Annotated in this window: 18 protein-coding genes; 11 read left to right on the plus strand and 7 right to left on the minus strand. The window is 69.6% G+C overall.

The window, feature by feature from the left end; all coding sequences use genetic code 11:
• The first annotated feature begins 99 nt into the window (after positions 1-99).
• Positions 100-969: a tRNA pseudouridine(38-40) synthase TruA gene (gene truA, locus OID54_RS22830; RefSeq protein ID WP_329022231.1), complete on the plus strand. Its 870-nt coding sequence runs from the start codon at positions 100-102 to the stop codon at positions 967-969.
• On the opposite strand, the gene OID54_RS22835 is transcribed toward truA, so the two are convergent.
• Complete coding sequence (locus tag OID54_RS22835) at positions 940-1,878, minus strand: hypothetical protein (protein WP_329022233.1); 939 nt, start codon at positions 1,876-1,878, stop codon at positions 940-942. The genes truA and OID54_RS22835 overlap by 30 nt on opposite strands.
• A gap of 56 nt (positions 1,879-1,934) precedes the next feature.
• Between OID54_RS22835 and OID54_RS22840 the strand changes: the two genes are divergently transcribed.
• Positions 1,935-3,557 carry an ABC-F family ATP-binding cassette domain-containing protein gene (locus OID54_RS22840; protein ID WP_443055662.1) on the plus strand — a complete coding sequence of 541 codons (1,623 nt, stop codon included), beginning with the start codon at positions 1,935-1,937 and terminating at the stop codon, positions 3,555-3,557.
• A gap of 34 nt (positions 3,558-3,591) precedes the next feature.
• Here the strand turns inward: OID54_RS22840 and OID54_RS22845 are convergent, their stop codons facing one another.
• Positions 3,592-4,170: a hypothetical protein gene (locus OID54_RS22845; protein WP_329022237.1), complete on the minus strand. Its 579-nt coding sequence runs from the start codon at positions 4,168-4,170 to the stop codon at positions 3,592-3,594.
• A 568-nt stretch (positions 4,171-4,738) separates the two neighbouring features.
• Between OID54_RS22845 and rplM the strand changes: the two genes are divergently transcribed.
• The 3 genes from rplM (at position 4,739) to glmM (ending at position 7,272) form a co-directional block, all read left to right on the plus strand.
• The gene (gene rplM, locus OID54_RS22850) at positions 4,739-5,182 is read left to right on the plus strand and encodes a 50S ribosomal protein L13 (RefSeq protein ID WP_329022240.1); all 444 of its coding nucleotides are present in this window, start codon (positions 4,739-4,741) and stop codon (positions 5,180-5,182) included.
• 41 nt (positions 5,183-5,223) lie between these two features.
• A complete protein-coding gene (gene rpsI, locus OID54_RS22855; RefSeq protein ID WP_329022242.1) occupies positions 5,224-5,742 on the plus strand; it encodes a 30S ribosomal protein S9 in 519 nt (172 codons plus the stop codon).
• A gap of 171 nt (positions 5,743-5,913) precedes the next feature.
• Positions 5,914-7,272 (plus strand): phosphoglucosamine mutase, encoded by a 1,359-nt coding sequence (glmM, locus tag OID54_RS22860; protein ID WP_329022244.1) that lies wholly within the window; start codon positions 5,914-5,916, stop codon positions 7,270-7,272.
• A 215-nt stretch (positions 7,273-7,487) separates the two neighbouring features.
• Here the strand turns inward: glmM and OID54_RS22865 are convergent, their stop codons facing one another.
• Together OID54_RS22865 and coaA are read right to left on the minus strand one after the other, a co-directional pair.
• Positions 7,488-8,432, minus strand: a complete 945-nt coding sequence (locus OID54_RS22865) for a DUF389 domain-containing protein (protein WP_329022246.1) — start codon at positions 8,430-8,432, stop codon at positions 7,488-7,490.
• A 30-nt stretch (positions 8,433-8,462) separates the two neighbouring features.
• A complete protein-coding gene (coaA, locus tag OID54_RS22870; RefSeq protein ID WP_329022248.1) occupies positions 8,463-9,458 on the minus strand; it encodes a type I pantothenate kinase in 996 nt (331 codons plus the stop codon).
• Between the two features lie 241 nt (positions 9,459-9,699).
• On the opposite strand from coaA, the gene glmS reads away from it, so the two are divergent.
• Positions 9,700-11,547, plus strand: coding sequence for a glutamine--fructose-6-phosphate transaminase (isomerizing) (gene glmS / locus OID54_RS22875; protein ID WP_329022249.1), 1,848 nt, complete (start codon positions 9,700-9,702; stop codon positions 11,545-11,547).
• A 4-nt stretch (positions 11,548-11,551) separates the two neighbouring features.
• On the plus strand, positions 11,552-11,920 hold the full coding sequence (locus tag OID54_RS22880) for a holo-ACP synthase (RefSeq protein ID WP_329022251.1): 369 nt from the start codon (positions 11,552-11,554) through the stop codon (positions 11,918-11,920).
• A 121-nt stretch (positions 11,921-12,041) separates the two neighbouring features.
• Here the strand turns inward: OID54_RS22880 and OID54_RS22885 are convergent, their stop codons facing one another.
• Positions 12,042-14,156: an endoglucanase gene (locus OID54_RS22885; RefSeq protein ID WP_329022253.1), complete on the minus strand. Its 2,115-nt coding sequence runs from the start codon at positions 14,154-14,156 to the stop codon at positions 12,042-12,044.
• A gap of 2 nt (positions 14,157-14,158) precedes the next feature.
• Positions 14,159-14,728: a hypothetical protein gene (locus tag OID54_RS22890; protein WP_329022255.1), complete on the minus strand. Its 570-nt coding sequence runs from the start codon at positions 14,726-14,728 to the stop codon at positions 14,159-14,161.
• A gap of 215 nt (positions 14,729-14,943) precedes the next feature.
• Between OID54_RS22890 and OID54_RS22895 the strand changes: the two genes are divergently transcribed.
• The 4 genes from OID54_RS22895 (at position 14,944) to tsaE (ending at position 21,044) form a co-directional block, all read left to right on the plus strand.
• Positions 14,944-16,365 carry an NAD(P)H-hydrate dehydratase gene (locus OID54_RS22895; RefSeq protein ID WP_329022257.1) on the plus strand — a complete coding sequence of 474 codons (1,422 nt, stop codon included), beginning with the start codon at positions 14,944-14,946 and terminating at the stop codon, positions 16,363-16,365.
• 1,713 nt (positions 16,366-18,078) lie between these two features.
• On the plus strand, positions 18,079-19,290 hold the full coding sequence (gene alr / locus OID54_RS22900) for an alanine racemase (protein WP_329022258.1): 1,212 nt from the start codon (positions 18,079-18,081) through the stop codon (positions 19,288-19,290).
• 21 nt (positions 19,291-19,311) lie between these two features.
• Positions 19,312-20,523 (plus strand): alpha/beta fold hydrolase, encoded by a 1,212-nt coding sequence (locus OID54_RS22905; protein ID WP_329022259.1) that lies wholly within the window; start codon positions 19,312-19,314, stop codon positions 20,521-20,523.
• 11 nt (positions 20,524-20,534) lie between these two features.
• Positions 20,535-21,044, plus strand: a complete 510-nt coding sequence (gene tsaE, locus OID54_RS22910; protein ID WP_329022260.1) for a tRNA (adenosine(37)-N6)-threonylcarbamoyltransferase complex ATPase subunit type 1 TsaE — start codon at positions 20,535-20,537, stop codon at positions 21,042-21,044.
• 543 nt (positions 21,045-21,587) lie between these two features.
• Here tsaE and OID54_RS22915 read toward each other — a convergent pair.
• The gene (locus tag OID54_RS22915) at positions 21,588-22,139 is read right to left on the minus strand and encodes a L,D-transpeptidase (protein WP_329022262.1); all 552 of its coding nucleotides are present in this window, start codon (positions 22,137-22,139) and stop codon (positions 21,588-21,590) included.
• Positions 22,140-22,256: the final 117 nt, after the last annotated feature.

The raw sequence follows: 22,256 nt of genomic DNA on the forward strand, positions 1-22,256 counted from the left end.
CGCGTCTTTGGTGACGGGTCCGTTCCCTTCGGGGAGCGGACCCGTTCCGCTTGTCCGGCGCCCTCGGTGGGATCGAGGGCCCTGAGAGGAACTGAACACGTGAGTGATGAGGTGGCGGCCGGCTGGGTCCGGCTGCGGCTGGACCTGTCGTACGACGGCAAGGACTTCTCCGGGTGGGCCAAACAGGCCGAGGGGCGACGCACCGTACAGGGCGAGATCGAGGATGCGCTGCGTACGGTGACCCGGTCCGCGCGGACCCATGAGCTGACCGTCGCGGGGCGGACCGACGCGGGGGTGCACGCCCGCGGGCAGGTCGCCCATGTCGACGTGCCCGAGGAGCTGTGGGCCGAGCACGCGGAGAAGCTGCTGAAGCGGCTCGCGGGACGGCTGACCCGCGATGTGCGGATCTGGCGGGTCGCGGAGGCGCCCGCGGGGTTCAACGCACGCTTCTCGGCGATCTGGCGGCGCTACGCGTATCGGGTCACCGACAACCCCGGTGGTGTCGATCCGCTGCTGCGCGGCCATGTGCTGTGGCACGACTGGCCGTTGGACGTCGACGCCATGAACGAGGCCGCACGGCGGCTGGTGGGCGAGCATGACTTCGCCGCCTACTGCAAGAAGCGCGAGGGCGCGACCACCATCCGTACCCTCCAGCAGTTCTCCTGGCAGCGGGACGACGCCGGGATCATCACCGCGACCGTGCGGGCCGATGCCTTCTGCCACAACATGGTGCGCTCGCTGGTGGGCGCGCTGTTGTTCGTCGGCGATGGACACCGGCCGGTGCAGTGGCCCGCTACGGTGCTCGCCGCAGGGGTGCGGGACTCGGCCGTCCATGTCGTACGCCCCCACGGCCTCACCCTCGAAGAGGTCGGCTACCCAGCTGACGAGTTGTTGGCGGCCCGCAACGTGGAGGCGCGCAACCGGCGTTCGCTGCCGCTGTCAGCCGGCGGGCGCGACGGCTGCTGCTGACGCCTGCGCATTGCCCCGGGCCACGATCTGCCGGAAGACGAACTCGGCGAGGTCGTCGCCGGCTTGGAACGCCTTGGTGTCGCCCGTCACCACGTCCTTGCCGGTGGTGTAGCCGGTGCTGGTGAAGTACGCGTACCTGCCGTAGGAGTTGGCCGTGAAGCGGCACGTCGGACCGGCCTTGCAGAAGGTGTTGACGCCCGCCCCCGCCAGCGGGGTGAGGTTCTGTCCGCGCACCCGCTGTGCGATGGCGGCCTTCGCCTCGCTCTCCTTGCCGAAGACGGCCACTCCCACGGTGACCGCCACCCCGTCCTTGCTGTAGGTGGCGCGGAATACCTGGTCACAGCCGTTGCGGGCGAGGACTGGCCCGAGACCGCCCTGCACCGCCGCGGTACAGGTGCCGGTACGGGCCGTCGCCCCCTTGGCGTAGGAGCGCCCGGTCATCGTCAGCTTCTTGCCGGGGAAGAGGGTGTCGACGCTCAGCGGGGCGGTGTCCTTCGTCTCGCTGGAGATGAAGTCCTTGGGATCGGGCGGGGGAGCGGGGGCGACCGAGGAGAAGGACGGGTCGGGGCCGCCGCTGCCGCTCGGCACGTTCTCCGGGCCGGGCAGTTCGCTGGAGGTGTTCTGCGAACGGTCGTCGCCGTCGTCGTTGGAGCTGACGATCGCCGTGGCCACGATTCCCGCGATCGCGGCCGTGGCCAGCGCCCCACCACCGATCAGCAGCCAGCGCCTGCGGCGGGCCCGGGCCGCGGACGCCTCGGCCAGGGCCGCCCAGTCCGGTGTGTCAGGATCCCCCGCCGACCGCCCTGCACCGAACGGATCGAACCGATCGGGCGCTCCCTGACGGGAGTTGTACGGGTCGTGATGCTGTCCGCCGGACCCCCATTGAGGTCCCCCCTGGCCAAAGCTCATGCTGCGAATCCTAAACCGGTTGGGGTTGCGCGGGAGGGGCCGTCACTATGGGGGACATGGGACACCTCGAAGCAGCACACCTGGAGTACTACCTACCCGACGGACGGGTGCTGCTCGCGGATGCCTCGTTCCGAGTGGGCGACGGGGCGGTGGTCGCCCTGGTCGGAGCGAACGGCGCAGGCAAGACGACCCTGCTGCGGCTGATCTCCGGGGAGTTGCAGCCGCACAGCGGCACGGTGTCGGTCAGCGGTGGCCTCGGGGTGATGCGTCAGTTCATCGGTTCGGTGCGCGACGAACGGACTGTACGGGACCTGCTGGTGTCCCTTGCCCAGCCCCGGGTGCGGGAAGCCGCAGCCGCGGTCGACGCCGCTGAGCAGCGCATCATGACCGTCGACGACGAAGCCGCGCAGATGGCGTACGCGCAGGCGCTCAGTGACTGGTCGGAAGCGCGCGGCTACGAGGCCGAGACGGTTTGGGACATGTGCACCGTGGCGGCGCTGGGGGTGCCGTACGACAAGGCGCAGTGGCGACTGCTGGGGACGCTGAGCGGCGGTGAGCAGAAGCGGCTCGCCCTGGAGGCACTGCTGCGCGGCCCCGACGAGGTCCTGCTGCTGGACGAGCCGGACAACTATCTGGACGTACCCGGCAAGCGCTGGTTGGAGGAGCGGCTGAAGGAGACCCGCAAGACGGTCCTCTTCGTCTCCCACGACCGCGAACTGCTCGCCCGTACCGTGCAGAAGATCGTCAGTGTGGAGCCGAGCCCCGCGGGGTCGGACGTCTGGGTGCACGGCGGCGGGTTCGCCACGTACCACGACGCTCGCAAGGAGCGGTTCGCCCGGTTCGAGGAGCTCAAGCGGCGTTGGGACGAGGAGCACGCCCGGCTGAAGGCGCTGGTCCTGCGGTTGCGGCAGCAGGCGGCGATCAGCCCGGACATGGCATCGCGGTACCGGGCGATGCAGACCCGTTTCAAGAAGTTCGAGGATGCGGGCCCGCCGCCGGAGCCGCCGCGCGAGCAGGAGATCCGGATGCGGCTGCGCGGCGGCCGGACCGGGGTGCGTGCCCTGACCTGCACGGGTCTGGAGCTGACGGGGCTGATGAAGCCGTTCGACCTGGAGGTCTACTACGGCGAGCGGGTCGCCGTGCTCGGCTCCAACGGCTCGGGCAAGTCCCACTTCCTGCGGCTGTTGGCGGGCGATGGATCGGTGGTCCACACGGGCGCGTGGAAGCTGGGTGCCCGGGTGGTGCCCGGACACTTCGCGCAGACCCATGCCCATCCCGAACTGCTGGGCCGGACCCTGGTGGACATCCTGTGGACCGAGCAGGCGAAGGACCGGGGCGGTGCGATGTCGGTCCTGCGCCGCTATGAGCTGGAGCGGCAGGGTGACCAGCCGTTCGAGAAGCTCTCGGGCGGGCAGCAGGCGCGGTTCCAGATCCTGCTGTTGGAGCTCGCCGGTACGACGGCGCTCCTGCTGGACGAGCCGACGGACAACCTCGACCTGGAGTCGGCGGAGGCGTTGCAGGAGGGGCTTGAGGTGTACGACGGGACGGTGCTGGCGGTGACGCACGACCGTTGGTTCGCGAAGTCCTTCGACCGCTATCTGGTGTTCGGTTCGGACGGGGTGGTGCGGGAGACCGACGGTCCCGTGTGGGACGAGCGGCGGGTGGAGCGCGCCCGGTAGCCCTTCGGGGCCGCCCTGGCGGTGTTCGGGGCCGTCAGCGGGACTGGAAGGCGTCCAGGGCCACGCTGAGGGCGAGGGCGAGCCTGCGGTCCAGGGCCGGATCGTGGATCTGGACGCGGTAGCGGTCCCGCACCCCCCACAGTCGTTCGACGCTCAGGACGGGCCGGTCCTGCCGTACGAAGTCGAAGTGGAAGACGAACGGCAGGGGAACGGTGAACGGCAGGGCGACATCGGCGACCTTCCCTATCCGTCGGGCGATGGCAACGCCCCCGCTGCGTTCGGTGCCCACCGCCGGCAGTCCGTCTTCGGGGGCGAGCTGCCAGGTGGAGCGGAGCAGTGAGGACCTGACGTCCTTGCGGAAGGAGCCGATGGCCTCGCCGTCCCTGCCGGTGACATCGCAGGTGGGTCCGAGGTCCATCACCTTGCGGGCGCGGTAGGTGCAGATCTCCTCGGTGCGGTCCTCGCCGCGCCAGAGGGTGACCCGTTCCTTGAGGGCGAGCCGCTTCTGCTCGGCGAAGGCGAGGACCGTGCCGCCTTCCGGGGTGGTGACCAGATAGCGGTTCACCATCGGCGTGATCTTCTGGGTGACGAGGAACTCGCTCAGCTGCTGCATGGCGGGACCCTAGGAGGAGTGAGAGGGGTCTCACAGGCGCCGGAAGTGGGCGCAGGGGTCGACTTTCGTCGTTTGTACTGAGAGGTCGGGCTTCTCGTCGGCATCGGCGGGCGACCACGGCGGGGGACCGGCCGGCCTGCTGTTCGGTACTACGCCTCAGGGCCGGGGCCAGGGGGCAGGGGTACGCGGACACGGCCTTGGCGTACTCTGAGGGCTCCTGGGGCTCAAGCGTTTTGCGATGGCGGTGACCTGCGGTGATTTCGCCGTGTGTCCCACCCTTTGTGAAGCGTTGCGGCACCGGACCTCGGCGAGGTGGGACGACCGCGTTTTGACCCTTCCGGCGAGCCCCGGGTAAGCTTCTGCTTCGTTATGCGTATTGGCTTGCTCTATCTCACGTGAGGGGCCCTTACGCCGGTCCACCGGTCAATGACCAGCGGTAGGCATCCGGGTTGCGTCCCCGAGGTGTCACCAGAGCTGTTGTGATCGACCGGGCGGCCTTGTCAGGACCCACTCTCCGGGCTTTCGGGCCCAGGGAGACCCACTCACTGAAGAAGCGAAGGCTACGACCGTGCGTACGTACAGCCCCAAGCCCGGCGATGTCACGCGCCAGTGGCACATCATCGACGCGCAGGACATCGTCCTGGGCCGTCTGGCGACAACGGCAGCGAACCTCCTCCGGGGCAAGCACAAGCCGATCTACGCCCCCCACATGGACATGGGCGACTTCGTCATCATCATCAACGCCGACAAGGTTCACCTGACCGGCAACAAGAAGACCCAGAAGATGGCGTACCGCCACTCTGGCTACCCGGGCGGTCTGCGTTCCGTCCGCTACGACGAGCTGATGGCGAAGAGCCCGGAGAAGGCCGTTGAGAAGGCCATCAAGGGCATGATCCCCAAGAACACCCTGGGGCGCCAGATGCTCTCGAAGCTGAAGGTCTACGCGGGCGAGAACCACCCGCACGCTGCGCAGCAGCCTGTTCCGTTTGAGATCACCCAGGTCGCGCAGTAGTTCCGGCCACCCCCTAAGACGAAAAGAATCTGAGGAATATCGTGGCCGAGACCACCGCTGAAACCCCCGTCGAGGGCGAAGAGACCTACGCAGAGGTCACCACCTTCGAGTCGGAGGTGCCCGTCGAGGGCGAGTTCACCTCCGAGTCCCTCGCATCCCGCTTCGGCGACCCCCAGCCGGCCGCCGGTCTGGGCCGTCGCAAGAACGCCATCGCCCGCGTCCGGATCGTTCCGGGCACCGGCAAGTGGAAGATCAACGGTCGCACCCTTGAGGACTACTTCCCCAACAAGGTGCACCAGCAGGAAGTCAACGAGCCCTTCAAGGTGCTTGAGCTCGACGACCGTTACGACGTGGTCGCCCGTATCTCGGGTGGTGGCGTTTCCGGCCAGGCCGGCGCCCTGCGCCTCGGTGTGGCCCGCGCGCTGAACGAGGCGGACGTGGACAACAACCGCGCCCCGCTGAAGAAGGCAGGCTTCCTGAGCCGCGACGACCGTGCGGTCGAGCGCAAGAAGGCCGGTCTGAAGAAGGCCCGCAAGGCTCCGCAGTACAGCAAGCGCTAATCGCCTGCTCGGTCTGTTCTTTTACGTACGCCCCGGCGGCACCCAGTGCCGCGGGGGCGTACGTTTTTCCATGACCACTGGGACCACTGGTCGTAGAACGGGCTTGAAGCGTTCATAAGCTTGCATTCTCGGAGCATCACGAAGCTTCACGGAGTATTTCGGAGGACAGCTGTGGGACGACTCTTCGGCACGGACGGTGTGCGCGGTGTCGCCAATGCGGACCTGACGGCGGAGCTCGCGCTCGGTCTCTCGGTCGCCGCGGCGCATGTGCTCGCCGAGGCTGGGACCTTTGAGGGGCATCGGCCGACCGCCGTGGTCGGACGTGATCCGCGTGCGTCGGGAGAGTTCCTGGAGGCCGCCGTGGTGGCGGGGCTCGCGAGCGCGGGAGTGGACGTACTGAAGGTGGGCGTGCTGCCGACGCCCGCGGTCGCCCATCTCACCGGTGCACTCGGTGCCGACCTCGGCGTGATGCTCTCCGCCAGCCACAACGCCATGCCGGACAACGGCATCAAGTTCTTCGCCCGCGGCGGCCACAAGCTCGCCGACGATCTGGAGAACCGCATCGAGACGGTGTACGAGCAGCACCGCACCGGCGCGCCCTGGGAGCGCCCGACCGGCGCCGGCGTGGGACGGGTGCGCGACTACGACGAGGGCTTCGACACCTACGTCGCCCACCTCATGTCCGTACTGCCCAACCGGATCGACGGGCTGAAGGTCGTCCTCGACGAGGCGCACGGGGCAGCGGCGAAGGTGTCGCCCGAGGCGTTCGCCCGGGCCGGGGCCGAGGTCATCACCATTGGTGCCGCCCCCGACGGACTCAATATCAACGACGGCTGTGGATCGACCCATCTGGACCAGCTGAAGGCCGCGGTCGTCGAGCACGGGGCCGACTTCGGCATCGCACACGACGGCGACGCCGACCGCTGCCTGGCCGTGGACGGCTCCGGCGAAGAGGTCGACGGGGACCAGATCCTCGCCGTGCTGGCCATCGCCATGCGCGAGGCGGGAACACTGCGCGGGAACACCGTCGTCGCCACCGTGATGTCCAACCTCGGCTTCAAACTGGCGATGGAGCGCGAGGGTCTGGAGATCGTGCAGACCGGTGTCGGCGACCGGTACGTCCTGGAGTCGATGAAGGAGCACGGCTACGCGCTGGGCGGCGAACAGTCCGGACATGTGATCGTCCTCGACCACGCGACCACCGGCGACGGCACGCTGACCGGTCTGATGCTCGCCGCCCGGGTCGCGGCGACCGGCCGTTCCCTGGCTGACCTCGCGGCGGTGATGAACCGGCTGCCCCAGGTCCTGATCAACGTTCCCGACGTGGACAAGTCCCGTGTGCACACCTGCGCGGAACTGGCGAACGCGGTCACGGACGCCGAACGCGAACTGGGCGCCACCGGACGGGTGCTGCTGCGCCCATCGGGCACGGAACCGCTGGTGCGGGTCATGGTGGAGGCCGCGGACATCGAGCAGGCCCGATCGGTCGCCGGGCGGCTGGCGGACGCGGTGAAGTCCACGCTCGGATAGACATCAAACGGGTGTGGGACCGCTGCTCGTCGCCCGGGCGCCGGACGGGCCAAAGGCATCGTGCAGCGGTCGCACCCGCCGTCGTCGGCAGAAGTGCTGTTCCCGGCGAGAACGTGTGGGCCGGCCGGAACCCGTGGAAGGGCCCGTACGGCTCCCGCGGCCGACCGATGACCCTTCTGTGGCGCCTCGTACCCCTTGGGCCCCTGGTGGGGCCGTCAGATCCCCCGCATGCGGGGACCAGCGGTACGGCGGGCCCACAGCGCCTTCTGGACCAGGAGCGTCACCGTCCCGGCCAGCACGATCCCGCCCAGGTTCAGCAGGAGCTGTTCCGTGGAGCCCCACGCCTGGCGGTACTCCTGGAAGCTGAAGGCGACCGCCGCATTGGCCGCGGCCGGCACGGTGGTGACCGAGATCGCCACCCCCACCAGCGCTCCGGACTTCGCCGACGTCAGCGAGAGGGTTCCCGCCACCCCGGCCAGGAGCGCGACCACGAACGAGAACACATCGGGCTGGTAGATGAAGGCGGTGTTGGGCCGGTCCGCCTCCAACTTCGCCGCGTCGAACTGCCCCAGCCACGTCATGAGATGGCTGAAGCCCACCGTGATCACTATGGCCACGGCGAACCCCACGATCAGCGCCGAGAACGAGCGCCACGCCAGCCGGGGAGCGCGCTGCACCAGCGAGGTACAGAATCCGGCCAGCGGGCCGAACTCAGGACCAACCGCCATCGCCCCCACGATCAGGATCGCGTTGTCCAGGACCACTCCGCAGGCCGCGATCATCGTGGCGAGGGAGAGGAACGCGAGATAGGTGACGGAGAGCGTCGATTCCTCGTGGGTCGCGCCGACGAGCTGCTCCCAGATCACCGCATCCGCGCCCTCGCCCGGAGCTTCTTCCTCGGCGTGGTCGGCCCGGGTGGACAAGGAGAGGTCGATGTCGTCGACGGAGATGGAGCCACAGGCGTCGATCCCGAGGTCCCGCAGGCCCGTGATCAGCTCGTCGCCCGCCTCCCGCGCCACATCGCAGAGCACCAGATCGCCCTGGGGGTCACGGGCGGCACCCGGCACCACCACCAGATGGGCGGTGCCGACCGTCTTGTCGATGAGACCGAGGACCTCGGACGTGCGGTCGGCGGGGGTGAGCAGACGCAGGTGCAGCACGCCGTGGGACTCCTCGGGATGGGTGCGGGGTCAGAGCTTGCGCAGTGACAGCCGCTGGACCTTGTGGTCGGGGCCCTTGCGCAGGACCAGCGTGGCCCGGCCGCGGGTGGGTGCCACATTCTCCAGCAGATTGGGCTTGTTGATGGTGCGCCACATCGTGCGCGCGTAGTCCAGGGCCTCGTCCTCGGAGACCTGGGTGTACTTGCGGAAGTACGAGAACGGGTTCTGGAAGGCGGTCTCGCGCAGCTTGCGGAACCGGCTGAGGTACCAGTGCTCGATGTCCTCGGGGCGGGCGTCCACGTAGACGGAGAAGTCGAAGTAGTCGGCGAGGCCCACGCGGGTGCGGCCGTCCTTGCCCGGCAGGGCGGGCTGGAGGACGTTGAGCCCCTCGACGATCAGGATGTCGGGGCGGCGCACGGTGAGCTGTTCGCCGGGAACGATGTCGTAGATCAGATGGGAGTAGACGGGGGCGGTGACCTCGTCCTTGCCCGCTTTGATGTCGGCGACGAAACGGGTCAGGGCCCGGCGGTCGTACGACTCGGGGAAACCTTTCCGCGACATCAGCCCGCGGGCCTGGAGCTCCTTCATGGGCAGCAGGAAGCCGTCCGTCGTCACCAGTTCCACCCGGGGGTGCTCCGGCCAGCGGGCGAGGAGCGCCTGGAGGAGCCGGGCCACGGTCGACTTGCCCACCGCCACCGACCCGGCGACCCCTATGACGAACGGGGTGCCGGGCTGCTCGCCCTGTCCGTGACCCGCGTCGCCCAGGAAGGTGTTCAAGGCGCCCCGCAGCTCGCCTGTCGCGCGCACGTAGAGGTTGAGCAGCCGCGACAGCGGAAGGTAGACGTCGCGCACCTCGTCCAGGTCGATCACATCGCCGAGTCCGCGCAACTGTTCGAGCTCCTCGGCGGTGAGGGGCAGTGGGGTCCTGTCCCGCAGAGCGCTCCACTCCGCGCGGCTGAGGTCGACGTACGGGGTCGACGGATGCTCTGCCCTGCGAGGCGCACTGTGCGACGGCGAAGTGATCACCTCGCCATTGTGGGCGCTCGGAGTCCGTTGTGGATGGTGGAGAACATCACGCTGAAGCGGGCTTGCCCGCCACCACCGTGCATGGAGTGCATGGTGCACGTATCACCGTTGCCCCGGCTGTCGGGCGCTTCCGCCGTACGGGTGGGTGCCCAGCGGCTGGACGGGTGCCTGCGGGCGGCCTGCTGACCGCCCGTCGCGCCACGCCCGGGTGGGCCGAGGGGGTTGGCCTTAGGCTGCGGACATGTGCGGAATCGTGGGTTATGTCGGTGGACAGTCGGCTCTCGACGTCGTCATCGCAGGGCTGAAGCGGCTGGAGTACCGCGGCTACGACTCGGCGGGCGTGGCCGTGCTCGCCGACGGGGGCCTTGCGACCGCGAAGAAGGCGGGCAAGCTCGTCAACCTGGAGAAGGAACTCAAGGACAGACCCCTGCCCGACGGCTTCAGCGCGATCGGCCACACCCGATGGGCCACCCACGGCGCCCCGACCGACCTCAACGCCCACCCCCATCTGGACAACGCCGGACGCGTCGCCGTCGTCCACAACGGGATCATCGAGAACTTCGCCGTCCTCCGCGCCGAACTGGCCACCCGGGGGCACGAGCTGGTCTCCGAGACGGACACCGAGGTGGTCGGGCATCTGCTTGCCGAGTCCTTCTCGTCCTGCGGGGATCTCGCCGATGCCATGCGCCAGGTCTGCCGACGGCTCGAAGGGGCGTTCACCCTGGTGGCGGTGCACAGCGACGCGCCCGACGTGGTCGTCGGAGCCCGCCGCAACTCGCCGCTGGTGGTCGGCGTCGGAGAGGGCGAGTTCTTCTTGGCGTCGGACGTGACCGCCTTCATCGACCACACCCGGTCCGCGATCGAACTCGGCCAGGACCAGGTGGTGGAGCTGCGCCTCGGCGGGGTGACCGTCACCGACTTCGCCGGTGCGGCGGCCGAGGTCCGCTCCTATCACGTGGACTGGGACGCCTCGGCGGCCGAGAAGGGCGGCTACGACTACTTCATGCTCAAGGAGATCGCCGAGCAGCCGAAGGCCGTGGCCGACACCCTCCTCGGACGCATCGACACGACCGGGGCACTGCGGCTCGACGAGATCCGTATCCCGGCGTCGGTGCTCCGCGAGGTCACCAAGGTCGTGCTGGTGGCCTGTGGAACCGCCTTCCACGCGGGGCTGATCGCGAAGTACGCCATCGAACACTGGACCCGCATCCCGTGCGAGGTGGAGCTGGCGAGCGAGTTCCGCTACCGCGATCCCATCCTCGACGAGCGGACCCTGGTGATCGCGATCTCCCAGTCCGGCGAGACCATGGACACCCTGATGGCCCTGCGGCACGCCAGGGAACAGGGCGCCCGGGTGCTCGCCATCTGCAACACGAACGGCTCGACGATCCCGCGGGAGTCCGACGCGGTCCTCTACACCCACGCGGGGCCCGAGGTCGCCGTCGCCTCCACGAAGGCGTTCCTCACCCAACTGGTGGCGTGCTACCTGGTCGCCCTGTATCTCGGGCAGGCACGCGGCACCCAGACCGCCGACGAGGTGCGGACCGTGATCCGGGAACTGGCGGACGTCCCCGACGCCGTCGGACGGGTGCTTCAGACCATGGGCCCCGTACGGGAACTGGCGCGCTCGCTGGCGCAGAAGGACACCGTCCTCTTCCTCGGCCGGCACATGGGCTACCCGGTGGCGCTGGAGGGAGCGCTCAAGCTGAAGGAACTGGCGTACATGCACGCCGAGGGGTTCGCCGCCGGAGAGCTCAAGCACGGCCCCATCGCACTGATCGAGGAAGACCTGCCGGTGGTGGTCGTGGTGCCCTCCCTGCGCGGCCAGCCGATCCTGCACGACAAGATCGTGTCGAACATCCAGGAGATCAGGGCGCGGGGTGCCCGGACCATCGTGATCGCTGAGGAGGGCGATGGCACGGTGGAGCCGTACGCGGACCATCTGATCCGCATCCCGGTCACTCCCGCGTTGCTCCAGCCGATGGTGACTACCGTTCCCTTGCAGGTCTTCGCCTGCGAGTTGGCGACGGCCCGCGGCAACGAGGTGGACCAGCCGCGGAACTTGGCGAAATCAGTGACAGTGGAGTGAGTGAGTGATTATCGGGGTGGGGATCGACGTCGCCGAGATCGACCGGTTCGCGGCGTCCTTGCGACGTACGCCGGCGATGGCCCAGCGGCTCTTCCTGACGAGTGAGTTGTTGCTGCCCAGCGGCGAACAGCGCGGATACGCCTCCCTGGCCGCCCGGTTCGCCGCCAAGGAGGCCGTGGCGAAGGCGCTGGGCGCACCGAGCGGACTGCACTGGACGGACGCCGAGGTGTACGTCGAGGAGAGCGGGCGACCTCGTCTGAGGGTGTACGGGACGGTCGCGGCGTGCGCGGAGGCGCTCGGGGTGCGGTCGTGGCACATTTCGTTGAGCCATGACGCAGGGGTCGCCTCTGCCATGGTGGTGGCCGAGGGGTAGGCGCAGGTCACCCGGCTCGCCACGGGCGTCCGTCGTATCGGGCCCGCGTTGTGCCGGGCCGTGATGCACAAGACGCGGCCCCCTCCCGGCCGATGAACGGGAGGGGGCCGCGCCGGCTGGCCTACGCCTGTGTCCTGCGGCGTAGGGCCACCGCTGCCGCGCCCAGGGCGGTGAGTGCGGCTGCGGCGATGGAGAGGGGGAACAGCGCCGAACCGGTGGCGGCCAGACTGCCGCCTCCGCCGACGGAAGCGCCCCCCGCGCTCCCGCCGATGCTGTTCCCGCCCCCGTCGGTGGTCCCACCGGAGTGTGCGGTGGGATCGGGGTCCGGGTCCGTCCCGCCCGAGGTGCCGGCGGTGTCGGTGGGGTCGGTGGGCTGGTCACTCGGTTCGTCGGTCGGTTCCTCCGTGGGCCCGTCCGTCGGTTCGTCGGTCGGTGTGGGCGAGGGTTCCGGGACCGCCGTCACGGTGAGTTCCGCGGCGTCGGAGCGGGTGCTGCCGACCGAGTTGGAGAACACCGCCCGATAGCGGTTGCCGTCGTGCTCGGTGGCCGCCTTGAACGCGAACTCCGTGCCGGTGACGCCCGCTACCGGCTGCCAGATCTTGCCCCCGTCCGTACTGACCTCCCAACTCGCTGTGGGAGCAGGGGAGCCTTCCGCTGCGGCGCGGAACACGGCCTGCTGGCCCACCTGGACCGAGACGGCCTTCGGAAGGGTGGTCACGGTCGGTGAGACCTGCCGCTGGGACTGGGCCACCGTGCCCGACGCGACGGTGAACAGCGTGTGCCGCCCGTGGTCCAGGGTCAGTTCGTCCGGGCCGTCACCCATGGTCAGGGTCTCGGTGACCTTGTTGCGCACCGGGTCGACCACAGCCACCGTGCCCGCTGTGGTCTGGGCGGCGTACAGGGTCTTGGTGCCCGGGTCGTACGCGAGCGACCTGGGGTTGGCGCCCACGGTCAGGGTGCCCGTGACCTCGTTCTTTCGGAGGTCGACGGTGAAGACCGTGCCAGCGGCCAGGTTGGCGACGTAGCCGGTGGCCGTCGTGGGGTCCACCGCCACGCCCATGCTGCCGAGCGCGGTGGTGCCCAGGCTGAGGCTGCTGGCGAGCTTGCCGGTGGCGCCGTCGATGGCGTTGAGCACATTGCGGTAGACCAGGGCACCGTTCTCCATCGCGCCGCCCACATAGGTGACGTAGCCGATGTGTCGCTCGGTGTCGACGGCGAGACCCGCCGGTAGGAACGGGAGGGCCACGGGGTCACCGACCGCACGCCAGGTCCCGGTGTCGTACACCGTCACCGAACGGGTCTGCTGATTGGTGACGTACAGCCGTTTCGCGCCGGGGTCCACGGCGAGGTGTTTGATGTTGCCGGTGACCGTGACGAGGTTGTCGGTGAAGACCTTGGAGGCGGTGTTGTAGGAGGCGACCCGGTCGGTCAACCCCAGGTAGAGCGTGGTGCGCTCCTTATCGAAGGCCATGACCGTGGCGGGTCCCGGCAGTTCGACAAAGGCGCCGACGACCTCGCCTGTCGTGGTGTCGTACGTCGTCAGCCGGCTCTGGGAACCGCTGTCGGAGCTGATGTGGAGATGCCCCTTGGCCGGGTCGACCTCGGCGTCGTTGGCGCCGCCGAGGGCGGGGGTGATGGTGCGTACGGCCTGGTGGCGCACCGTTCCGGCCGGGACCTCGGGGGTGGGGGCACCGCCGCTGCCGAAGGTGATGGGGACGATGACGTCCTGGTCGCGGTCCGCGGAGTGGGTGTGGTCGGCACGGGTGACGACGGCGCACGCCCGCTGGGTGCAGTCGGCGCTGCTGTCCTTGGCCTTGAGCGTCATCTCCAAGGTGAAGGAGCCCTTGCCGTCGCTCTGGACGGTGAACGGCTTCACCAGATCACGGGCGTAGTCCGGTGGGTTGTTGGAGATCCAGTACGAAGATCCCGAACTGCCCGACATGTCGGTTCCGCCGAGGCAGGGGCTCGGCGCCTCACCGGGCTTGGGGACTGCGCACAGGGCCAGGTAGATGCCCTTGTCCAGCGCATAGCCCGATCCGGTGACGGTCACCTTCTGGCCGGCGGGGTCGATGTCCTTGATCGCGGAGACGGTCAGCTTCTGCCCGGTGGGGCCGGTGGCCCCGCCGGGGTCGGCCGTCGCTGCACTGCTGCTCGTGGCGGCGCTGATTGAGGCCGCCGCGATCAGTGCGGCGGCCGTCAATCCGCTGGTTCGGGTTCTGTTGGTACGTGGTCTCATGATCAGGAGAAGGTCACCGGGACGTAGACGTCGTACTTGCGGTCGTTGCTGTCGAAGTGGTCGGCACGGGTGACGATCGCGCACGTCACTCCGGACTGGCCGCACGTGATGGTCGAGGAGATCTGTGCCTTGACGTGGATCGAGACCGAGAAGCTGCCCCGACCGCTGGAGACCGTGTACGGGGAGGCACTGTTCGGCGACATCCACCACCAGTCGCTGTTGACCCAGTGCGAGGCACCGGTGGTGCCCGCCTGGTCCTGGCCGCCGAGACAGGGGGTCGGCTTGCTGGTCCAGGTGGCCGGGTTGCTGACGTTGACGCCTGCGGGGATCACGCACAGTCCGACGTAGACGCCCTGGCTCGGGTTGTAGCCGCTGCCGCTCACCGTGACGTTCGTGCCGGACGCGGCGGCCGTGGACGGCGCGGTCACGGACAGGTTGTAGGTCGAACCGCCGTCGGTGATGGTGCGATTGGCGGTCGCTGCAGAAGCGGGGGCTGCCAGTGCCACCGTGAGGGCGGCAGCTCCCAGGGCGGCCGTGGCGACACGGCCGGCGGTGCGAGCGAGCGAACGCATGGGGGATACACCTTTCGCAGAACGGACGTCGAGGCAAGTCCTGTTAGGTAAGGCAAACCTAAGTTGAACCGGGAGTCGCGTCAAGCCTGCACCGTCCTCCCGGGTCTCCACCGCCTCCCTGACCTCCATCGACAACTCGGCCAACGGCTGGCGCAATTGGGCGGCACGGGCATCGTGAGGGGCGGGGAGGCGCGCCCTGGGGCAGACTCGAACGCATGCGTACCGCTCACCGCGTGGAGACCGTCAGAACCGCAGAAGCCGCACTGATGGCCCGGCTTCCGCCCGACGCATTGATGCACCGGGCCGCCGCCGGACTCGCCGCCGCCTGCGCCGATCTCCTCGGCCGGGTGTACGGAGCACGGGTCGTCCTCCTCATCGGCAGCGGAGCCAATGGGGGCGATGCGCTCTATGCGGGCGTACGCCTCGCCCGTCGCGGAGCGGGTGTCCGCGCCGTGCTCCTGGCACCCGAGCGCACCTACCCCGGTGCACTCGCCGCCTTCACGGCCGCCGGCGGGCGGATCGCCGACGACCCCTTCGAGGTACTGGCCACGGCCGACCTGGTCCTCGACGGCATCACCGGCATCGGCGGCCGGGGCGGGCTACGGCCCGAGACCATTCCCATCGCCCGCGCGGCCCGCGGATCCAACGCCGTGATCGTCGCCGTCGACCTGCCCAGCGGCGTCGAAGCCGACAGCGGGGAAGTCACCGGCGAAGCCCTCCGCGCCGACGCCACTATCACCTTCGGCACCCATAAACCGGCACTGCTCATCGACCCGGCACGTGAATACGCGGGGACCGTACGACTCATCGACATCGGGCTCGACGCCGAACTGCCGTCCGTGCCCGACGTTGAGGCGCTCCAACACGAGGACGTGGCACAACTCCTGCCCCGCCCGTCCGCGGAGAGCGACAAGTACCGCCGCGGAGTCGTCGGCATCGTCGCCGGGTCCGCCCGCTACCCGGGCGCCGCGGTCCTCGCCGTCGCCGGGGCGCTGCGCGGCGGGGCGGGAGCAGTGCGATACGTGGGGCCGGCCGCTGACGCGGTGATCGCGCGCTTCCCCGAAACCCTGGTCCACGCCGGACCACCCGCGAAGGCTGGCCGGGTGCAGTCCTGGGTCGTCGGCCCCGGCCTCGGCGAGGACATCGGGGCGGTGGCGGAAATCCTCGCCAGCGATGTGCCCGTACTCATCGACGCCGACGGACTGCGACTGCTGGACGCCGACGTCGTACGCCGCAGGGCCGCGCCCACCCTGCTCACGCCGCACGCCGGGGAAGCCGCAGCACTGCTCGGCGTCACCCGGGACCAGGTGGAGTCGGCGCGGCTCGCCTCGGTACGGGAACTGGCCGAACGCTACGGGGCAACAGTGCTCCTCAAGGGCTCCACCACCCTGATCGCCTCCCCCGAACCGAGGACCGCCGTACGGGTCAACCCCATGGGGACGCCGTGGCTGGCGACCGCGGGCAGCGGGGATGTGCTGTCGGGGCTGGCGGGTTCGCTGCTGGCGACCGGACTCGACGCCCGGGACGCGGGCTCGCTCGCGGCCTACCTCCACGGCCTGTCAGCCCGCCGGGCAGCGAGCCACGGCACGCCGATCACGGCTTGGGAGGTGGGGGAGGGGGTGGGCTTTTTGGGGTGAGATTGGGGGCCGGGGCTGCGGGTCCTGGCTTGGTCCGGGTGGGGCCCGTGCCTGGGTTTCCACCCTGGGGGGTGGCGGGGTTCCGTCCTCAAGGGCCGGACGGGCTGAGGTTGGCCTGGGCTGCGGGTCTTGACTGTTTCCGGGCGGAGCCCGTTCTGTGAGCTCAGCCCTGGACGGTGCAGGGTTCCGTCCTCAAGCGCCGGACGGGCTGAGGTGGGGCGGGTGGAGCTCGTGTTGTGGGCTTGGCTTTGGGGGGTGCGGGTCTTGGGTGGTCCGGCTGGGGTTTGGGTGGGGTGCGGGTGGTGGGGGTGCTTTCGGGCGTGACTCCTCAGCGCCGGCGGCCAGCGGCTGGCCCGTCCATGGCGGCGCTGAAGCCGCCGACGCTTCCGGGGACACCCCCTGCGCGCCCCCAATACCGCAACCAGGCATACCTGCGCCCAGCCCATCCATGGGGTGAGCTCAGGGTGCGTGCTAGCCAACACTGCAACCAGGTCTGCCCGGCCCTGGCCCTGTCCATGGGGTGAGCTCAGGGTGCGCGCTACCCAATACCGCAACCAGGCATACCTGCCCCGGCCCATCCATGGGGTGAGCTCAGGGTGCGTGCTAGCCAACACTGCAACCAGGTCTGCCTGCCCCTGGCCCTGTGCACGGGGTGAGCTCAGGGCGGTGCGTCAGTTGACCATGAGACCGAGTCCCGTGGGGATGGGGAATGGGAAAAGGAGAGGGAGTGTCCGCAGCGCATTGGTCGCCGCCTGGCGACCCTGGTCCATGAGTCCATGAGTCCATGAGTCCATGAGTTCGAGTCAGGTGCATACCTGGTCGGAGGGTGGACGGGGCCATGGCGCCAATCACTGGGACCCACCATTCCGGAACGTCCACTTGGGCTGGTCTTCTGTGCCCTGCCTTGCCCCATGAGTTGACTGCGAGTCGGTGCGGTGTCCCCCATCGGGGGTGAACTTGGAGCGGTGTGGTGATGTGCATCCACCCCTCGCACTTCCGATCTCCGATCTTCGATGTACCGGTCTCCATGAACCAAATGGGCGAGGGCCTTCACTTGTAGGACGGGCCCGCAGCCTCGCCTACCGGGCTTGGGGCCCGCCTCACCCTGGACCCCGCCTATGGGTCCGTAAACGCTCCTCACCCGAGGCCGAAGCCTGCTCCACGGCACAGGGGAACACTCCCCACCCATGGCTGAACTTGCGGATGGAGCCAGGGGCAGGCAGCGGCAGTTGCGCCACTGGGCACCCGCCCTGAGTCCGACTTCCTGACTTTTGGACGAGCGTGGGGCAGGCATGCCTGGTTGCGCCACTGAGCGCTCTGCGCCCCTGAGCTCGATCTATGGATGGGCTGGGCGCAGGTATGCCTGGTTGATGTTCTGGGGGCGCGCAGGGGGTGTCCCCGGAAGCGTCGGCGGCTTCAGAGCCGCCACCAACGGGCCAGCCGCTGGCCGCCGGCGCTGAGGAGTCACGCCCGAAAGCACCCCCACCACCCGAACCAACCCAAACCCCAGCCGGACCCCCCAAGACCCGCACCCCAGACCAGCCCCCACAACACAAGCTCCACCCGCCCCACCCAGCCCGTCCGGCGCCCCACCTCAGCCCGTCCGGCGCTTGAGGACGGACCCCCACCCCCCAGGGTGGAAACCCAGGCACGGGCCCCACCCGGAAACAGCCAAGCCCCGCAGCCCCCACCCCCTCTGAGAGACTGGAGCCGATGACCCAGACACCACCGCCTTCCCCTGCCACCCCCCGCCCCCGTGCCCGGGCCGAGATCGATCTCGCGGCTCTGCGGGCCAATGTGCGTTCGCTGCGGGCGCGTGCGCCCCGGGCTGCCTTGATGGCCGTCGTGAAATCGGACGGGTACGGGCATGGCGCTCTCCCGTGTGCTCTTGCCGCGCGGGAGGCCGGTGCCAGTTGGACGGGGACGGCCACCCCCCATGAAGCCCTCGCCCTGCGGGCCGCCGGTCTGCCGGGGCGGATCATGTGTTGGCTGTGGACTCCGGGTGATCCGTGGCGCGAGGGCATCGAGGCGGATCTCGACATGTCGATCAGCGGGCTGTGGGCGCTGGCGGAAGTCACCGCTGCGGCCCGCGAGGTCGGCCGCCCCGCCCGTATCCAGTTGAAGGCCGATACGGGCCTCGGCCGCAATGGCTGCCAGCCTGCGGACTGGCCGGAACTCGTCGCCGCGGCGCTGCTCGCCGAGAGCGAGGGCACGGCCAAGGTCACTGGTCTGTGGTCGCACTTCGCGTGCGCCGACGAGCCTGGGCACCCCTCGATCGCGGCCCAGTTGGACGTGTTCCGGGAACTCGTGGCGTACGCCGAGAAGGCGGGTGTCGAGCCCGAGGTCAGGCATATCGCGAATTCCCCGGCGACCCTCACGCTCCCCGAGTCGCACTTTGATCTCGTACGGACGGGGATCGCGATGTACGGGGTGTCTCCGGCGCCCGAGTTGGGGACGCACGAGGCTCTGGGGCTGCGGCCGGTGATGACCCTGGCCGCTTCGGTCGCGCTGGTCAAGCAGGTCCCCGCGGGCCATGGGGTGAGCTACGGCCACCACTACGTCACTGCGCGTGAAACGGAACTGGGGCTGATCCCCCTCGGCTACGGGGACGGCATTCCGCGCCATGCATCGGGCCGTGGCCCGGTGTTGGTCGGTGGTGAGTGGCATCGGGCGGCGGGGCGGATCGCGATGGACCAGTTCGTGGTGGATCTCGGCCCGGCCGGGGGCGTGGGCGACGAGGGGCGTGGGCACAAGATCCAGGAGGGGGCCGATGCGGTGCTGTTCGGTCCGGGTGATCGCGGGGAGCCGTCGGCCGAGGACTGGGCGCAGGCAGCGGACACCATCGCGTACGAGATCGTCACCCGGATCGGGGCGAGGGTTCCGCGCGTGTATCTGCACCAAGACGTCGGTACCGACGTTCCGTAGGTCGAAGAGGGGTACGGCACGGTGAGCGAGACCAGCACGGGCGATGCGGTCGTGGCTGCGGCGGGCGCTGCCGCGTCGGGCCACTGGCGCCGGGCGGGGATCGCCGGTGCGGCGATAGGGGTGATCGCCGCGGGCGCTGCGGCGGGTGTGGCGATCGAGCGGCTCACCGTGGGGCGCGGGATGCGCAAGAAGGCCCGGCTGGCCTTGGACGCCTCGGGCCCGTACGGCGCCCTGCGTGGCACTCCGGGCCGGGCGGTCGCCGACGACGGCACTCAGCTGTACTACGAGACGGACGACCTCGACCCGGACGCCGCCGGTCAGCGCCGGCGCCGGATCTTCGGCCGTAGGTCGCCCGCCCCCGTGACGGTCGTCTTCAGCCATGGCTACTGCCTCAACCAGGACTCCTGGCACTTCCAGCGGGCGGCTCTGCGCGGTCTGGTCCGTACGGTCCATTGGGATCAGCGCAGCCACGGCCGTTCGGCCCGGGGCACGGCGCAGGCGGGCCCCGATCGCACGCCGGTCTCCATCGATCAGCTCGGCCGTGATCTCAAGGCGGTCATCGATGCGGCGGCGCCCGAGGGCCCGTTGGTGCTGGTGGGGCATTCGATGGGCGGGATGACGGTGATGGCGTTGGCCGACCAGTTCCCGGAGCTGATTCGGGACCGGGTCGTCGGTGCGGCCTTCATCGGCACGTCGAGCGGTCGGCTGGGCGAGGTCAACTACGGCCTTCCGGTCGCCGGCGTCAACGCGGTGCGACGGGTGCTGCCGGGAGTGCTTCGGGCCCTCGGTTCACAGGCGGAGCTGGTGGAGCGCGCCCGCGGGGCGACCGCGGACCTCTTCGCCGGTCTGATCAAGAAGTATTCGTTCTCGTCCCGCGACGTCGACCCGGCAGTGGCCCGGTTCGCCGAACGGATGATCGAATCCACGCCGATCGACGTGGTCGCCGAGTTCTATCCGGCCTTCGACGAGCACGACAAGGCGGGCGCCCTCCCGGCCTTCGCCGATGTGCCGGTCCTGGTGCTGGCCGGTGACCGGGATCTGGTTACCCCGAGCGGCCACAGCGAGGCGATCGCCGATCTGCTGCCGGGCGCGGAGTTGGTGATCGTCCCGGACGGGGGCCATCTGGTGATGCTGGAGCACCCGGAGGCCGTCACCGACCGGTTGGCGGACCTCTTGGCGCGAGTGGGCGCGGTGCCCGAGACGGCCGACGCCAGCGGGGCCGGCAACGGCTAACGTTGGGCGGCATGGAAGCACCGCAGAGCACGGCGGCCGTGACCGCCGTCGCACGGATGGCCGTCGATTCCCCGGAGCAGATGCAGGATCTCGGGCGGCGGCTGGCGAAAGTGCTGCGTCCGGGTGATCTGGTGATGCTCACCGGCGAGCTGGGCGCGGGCAAGACGACCCTCACCAGGGGGCTGGGGGAGGGCCTGGGGGTGCGGGGAGCGGTCACCTCGCCGACCTTTGTCATCGCTCGGGTCCATCCGTCACTGACCGGTGGCCCTGCCCTGGTGCATGTGGACGCCTATCGGCTGGGCGGGGGGTTGGACGAGATGGAGGATCTGGATCTCGATGTCTCGCTGCCGGAGTCGGTGGTGGTCGTCGAGTGGGGTGACGGAAAGGTCGAGGACCTTTCGGATGATCGGCTCCATGTGGTGATCCACCGGGTCGTCGGCGACACGGAGGACGATCGGCGCCAGGTGACCTTGACGGGGTACGGGCGACGCTGGTCCGCAGTGGATCTCAGCGCGGCCTGACCTGACCAAGGCGCGCGGCCTGTCCCGACCAAGGCGCACGACCTGACCTGACCAAGGTGATTACGCTCCGTGGTCATCTGACCATCGCTGTGCCGACGGGTTCGTGGGCTCATTGGCCGTTCGGTGGATATTCCGACAAGACGTCGGCAAAATATTGCGCATGCCGTGCCGAGCGTGGTCACATGGCACGGAGACGTGGTTAGGTTTGCCTAACCAGTCTGCCCCCGGCGATCCAGGAGGCACCATGCCGGCGTATCCGCGTGAATCCGAGCCATCGCAGCAGCCCACCGCCGAGCCCTCGTCCTCACCCGTCGTGCCTGGTCGGCCCACGTCGATCCGGCCGTCGGCGTCGGTTGGGGTGTCGATGGGGCAGCTCTTGGCTTCGTGCGCTGCGGCCAGAGCGATCTCCACCCCGCCGCGCGAGGCGGACATCTCCGGTCCTTTGATCGTCAACCGGAGCGAGCGCCGCGACGCCGCGTAGTCGTACCCCGCGGCGGTCCCGTCCCACCGATCGAGTGGCTCGGTGTGCGGCTCGGCGGCTGACTACGGGACGACGATGATCTTGGTGCCGATGGTGGCGAAGCGCCACATGGCGTCACCGTCCGCCCTCTTCATGCGTACACCACCGGTCTTCTTCGACGGGTCGGGTGCGGTCATCGCCCCGCTCACCGCCGCACTGAATCCGATCGGTACGTCATTGACGTTCGCGAACCGGACCACGTGCTCGATCGCCGTCCCGTCCGATCCGTCGACCTGCCCCGATCGGGAGGTGACCGCGTACGCGCCGGGCGGCGGATTGACGGGCGACGGCATCACCGCGAACGTCGTGCTGACCTTGTTCCCCGCCGTCACCAGCCAGACCCGACGCTCGCTGAGGGCATACACCACCCGCAGCCCGGATCCCGAGTTCACTGGCAGGGCCAGTGGGTCCTTCCGCTGCTGCTGAGGGTTCTCGGCACTGGGCAGCGCGCTGGGGGAGCGCGGCTTGCTGAGGTCGTCCGGGGCGCTCGCCGACGCCTGGTAGGCGAGGAAGCAGACGGCGGTCAGGGCTGCTGCCGTGAGCCCGGCCACCAGTCCCGAGCTGCTCCGTGCCACCGTGCTCCACCTCTCGCCAAGTCGTGTCAGTTCTTCGGATGAACATCCTCGGGGCGACGGTAGCAGCCACCGACCGCGGTGGGCGGGGCGCCGTGCCTGCCGCGCGGGAGCCGTAGG

This window comes from Streptomyces sp. NBC_00690, from assembly GCF_036226685.1.
GTDB lineage: Bacteria > Actinomycetota > Actinomycetes > Streptomycetales > Streptomycetaceae > Streptomyces.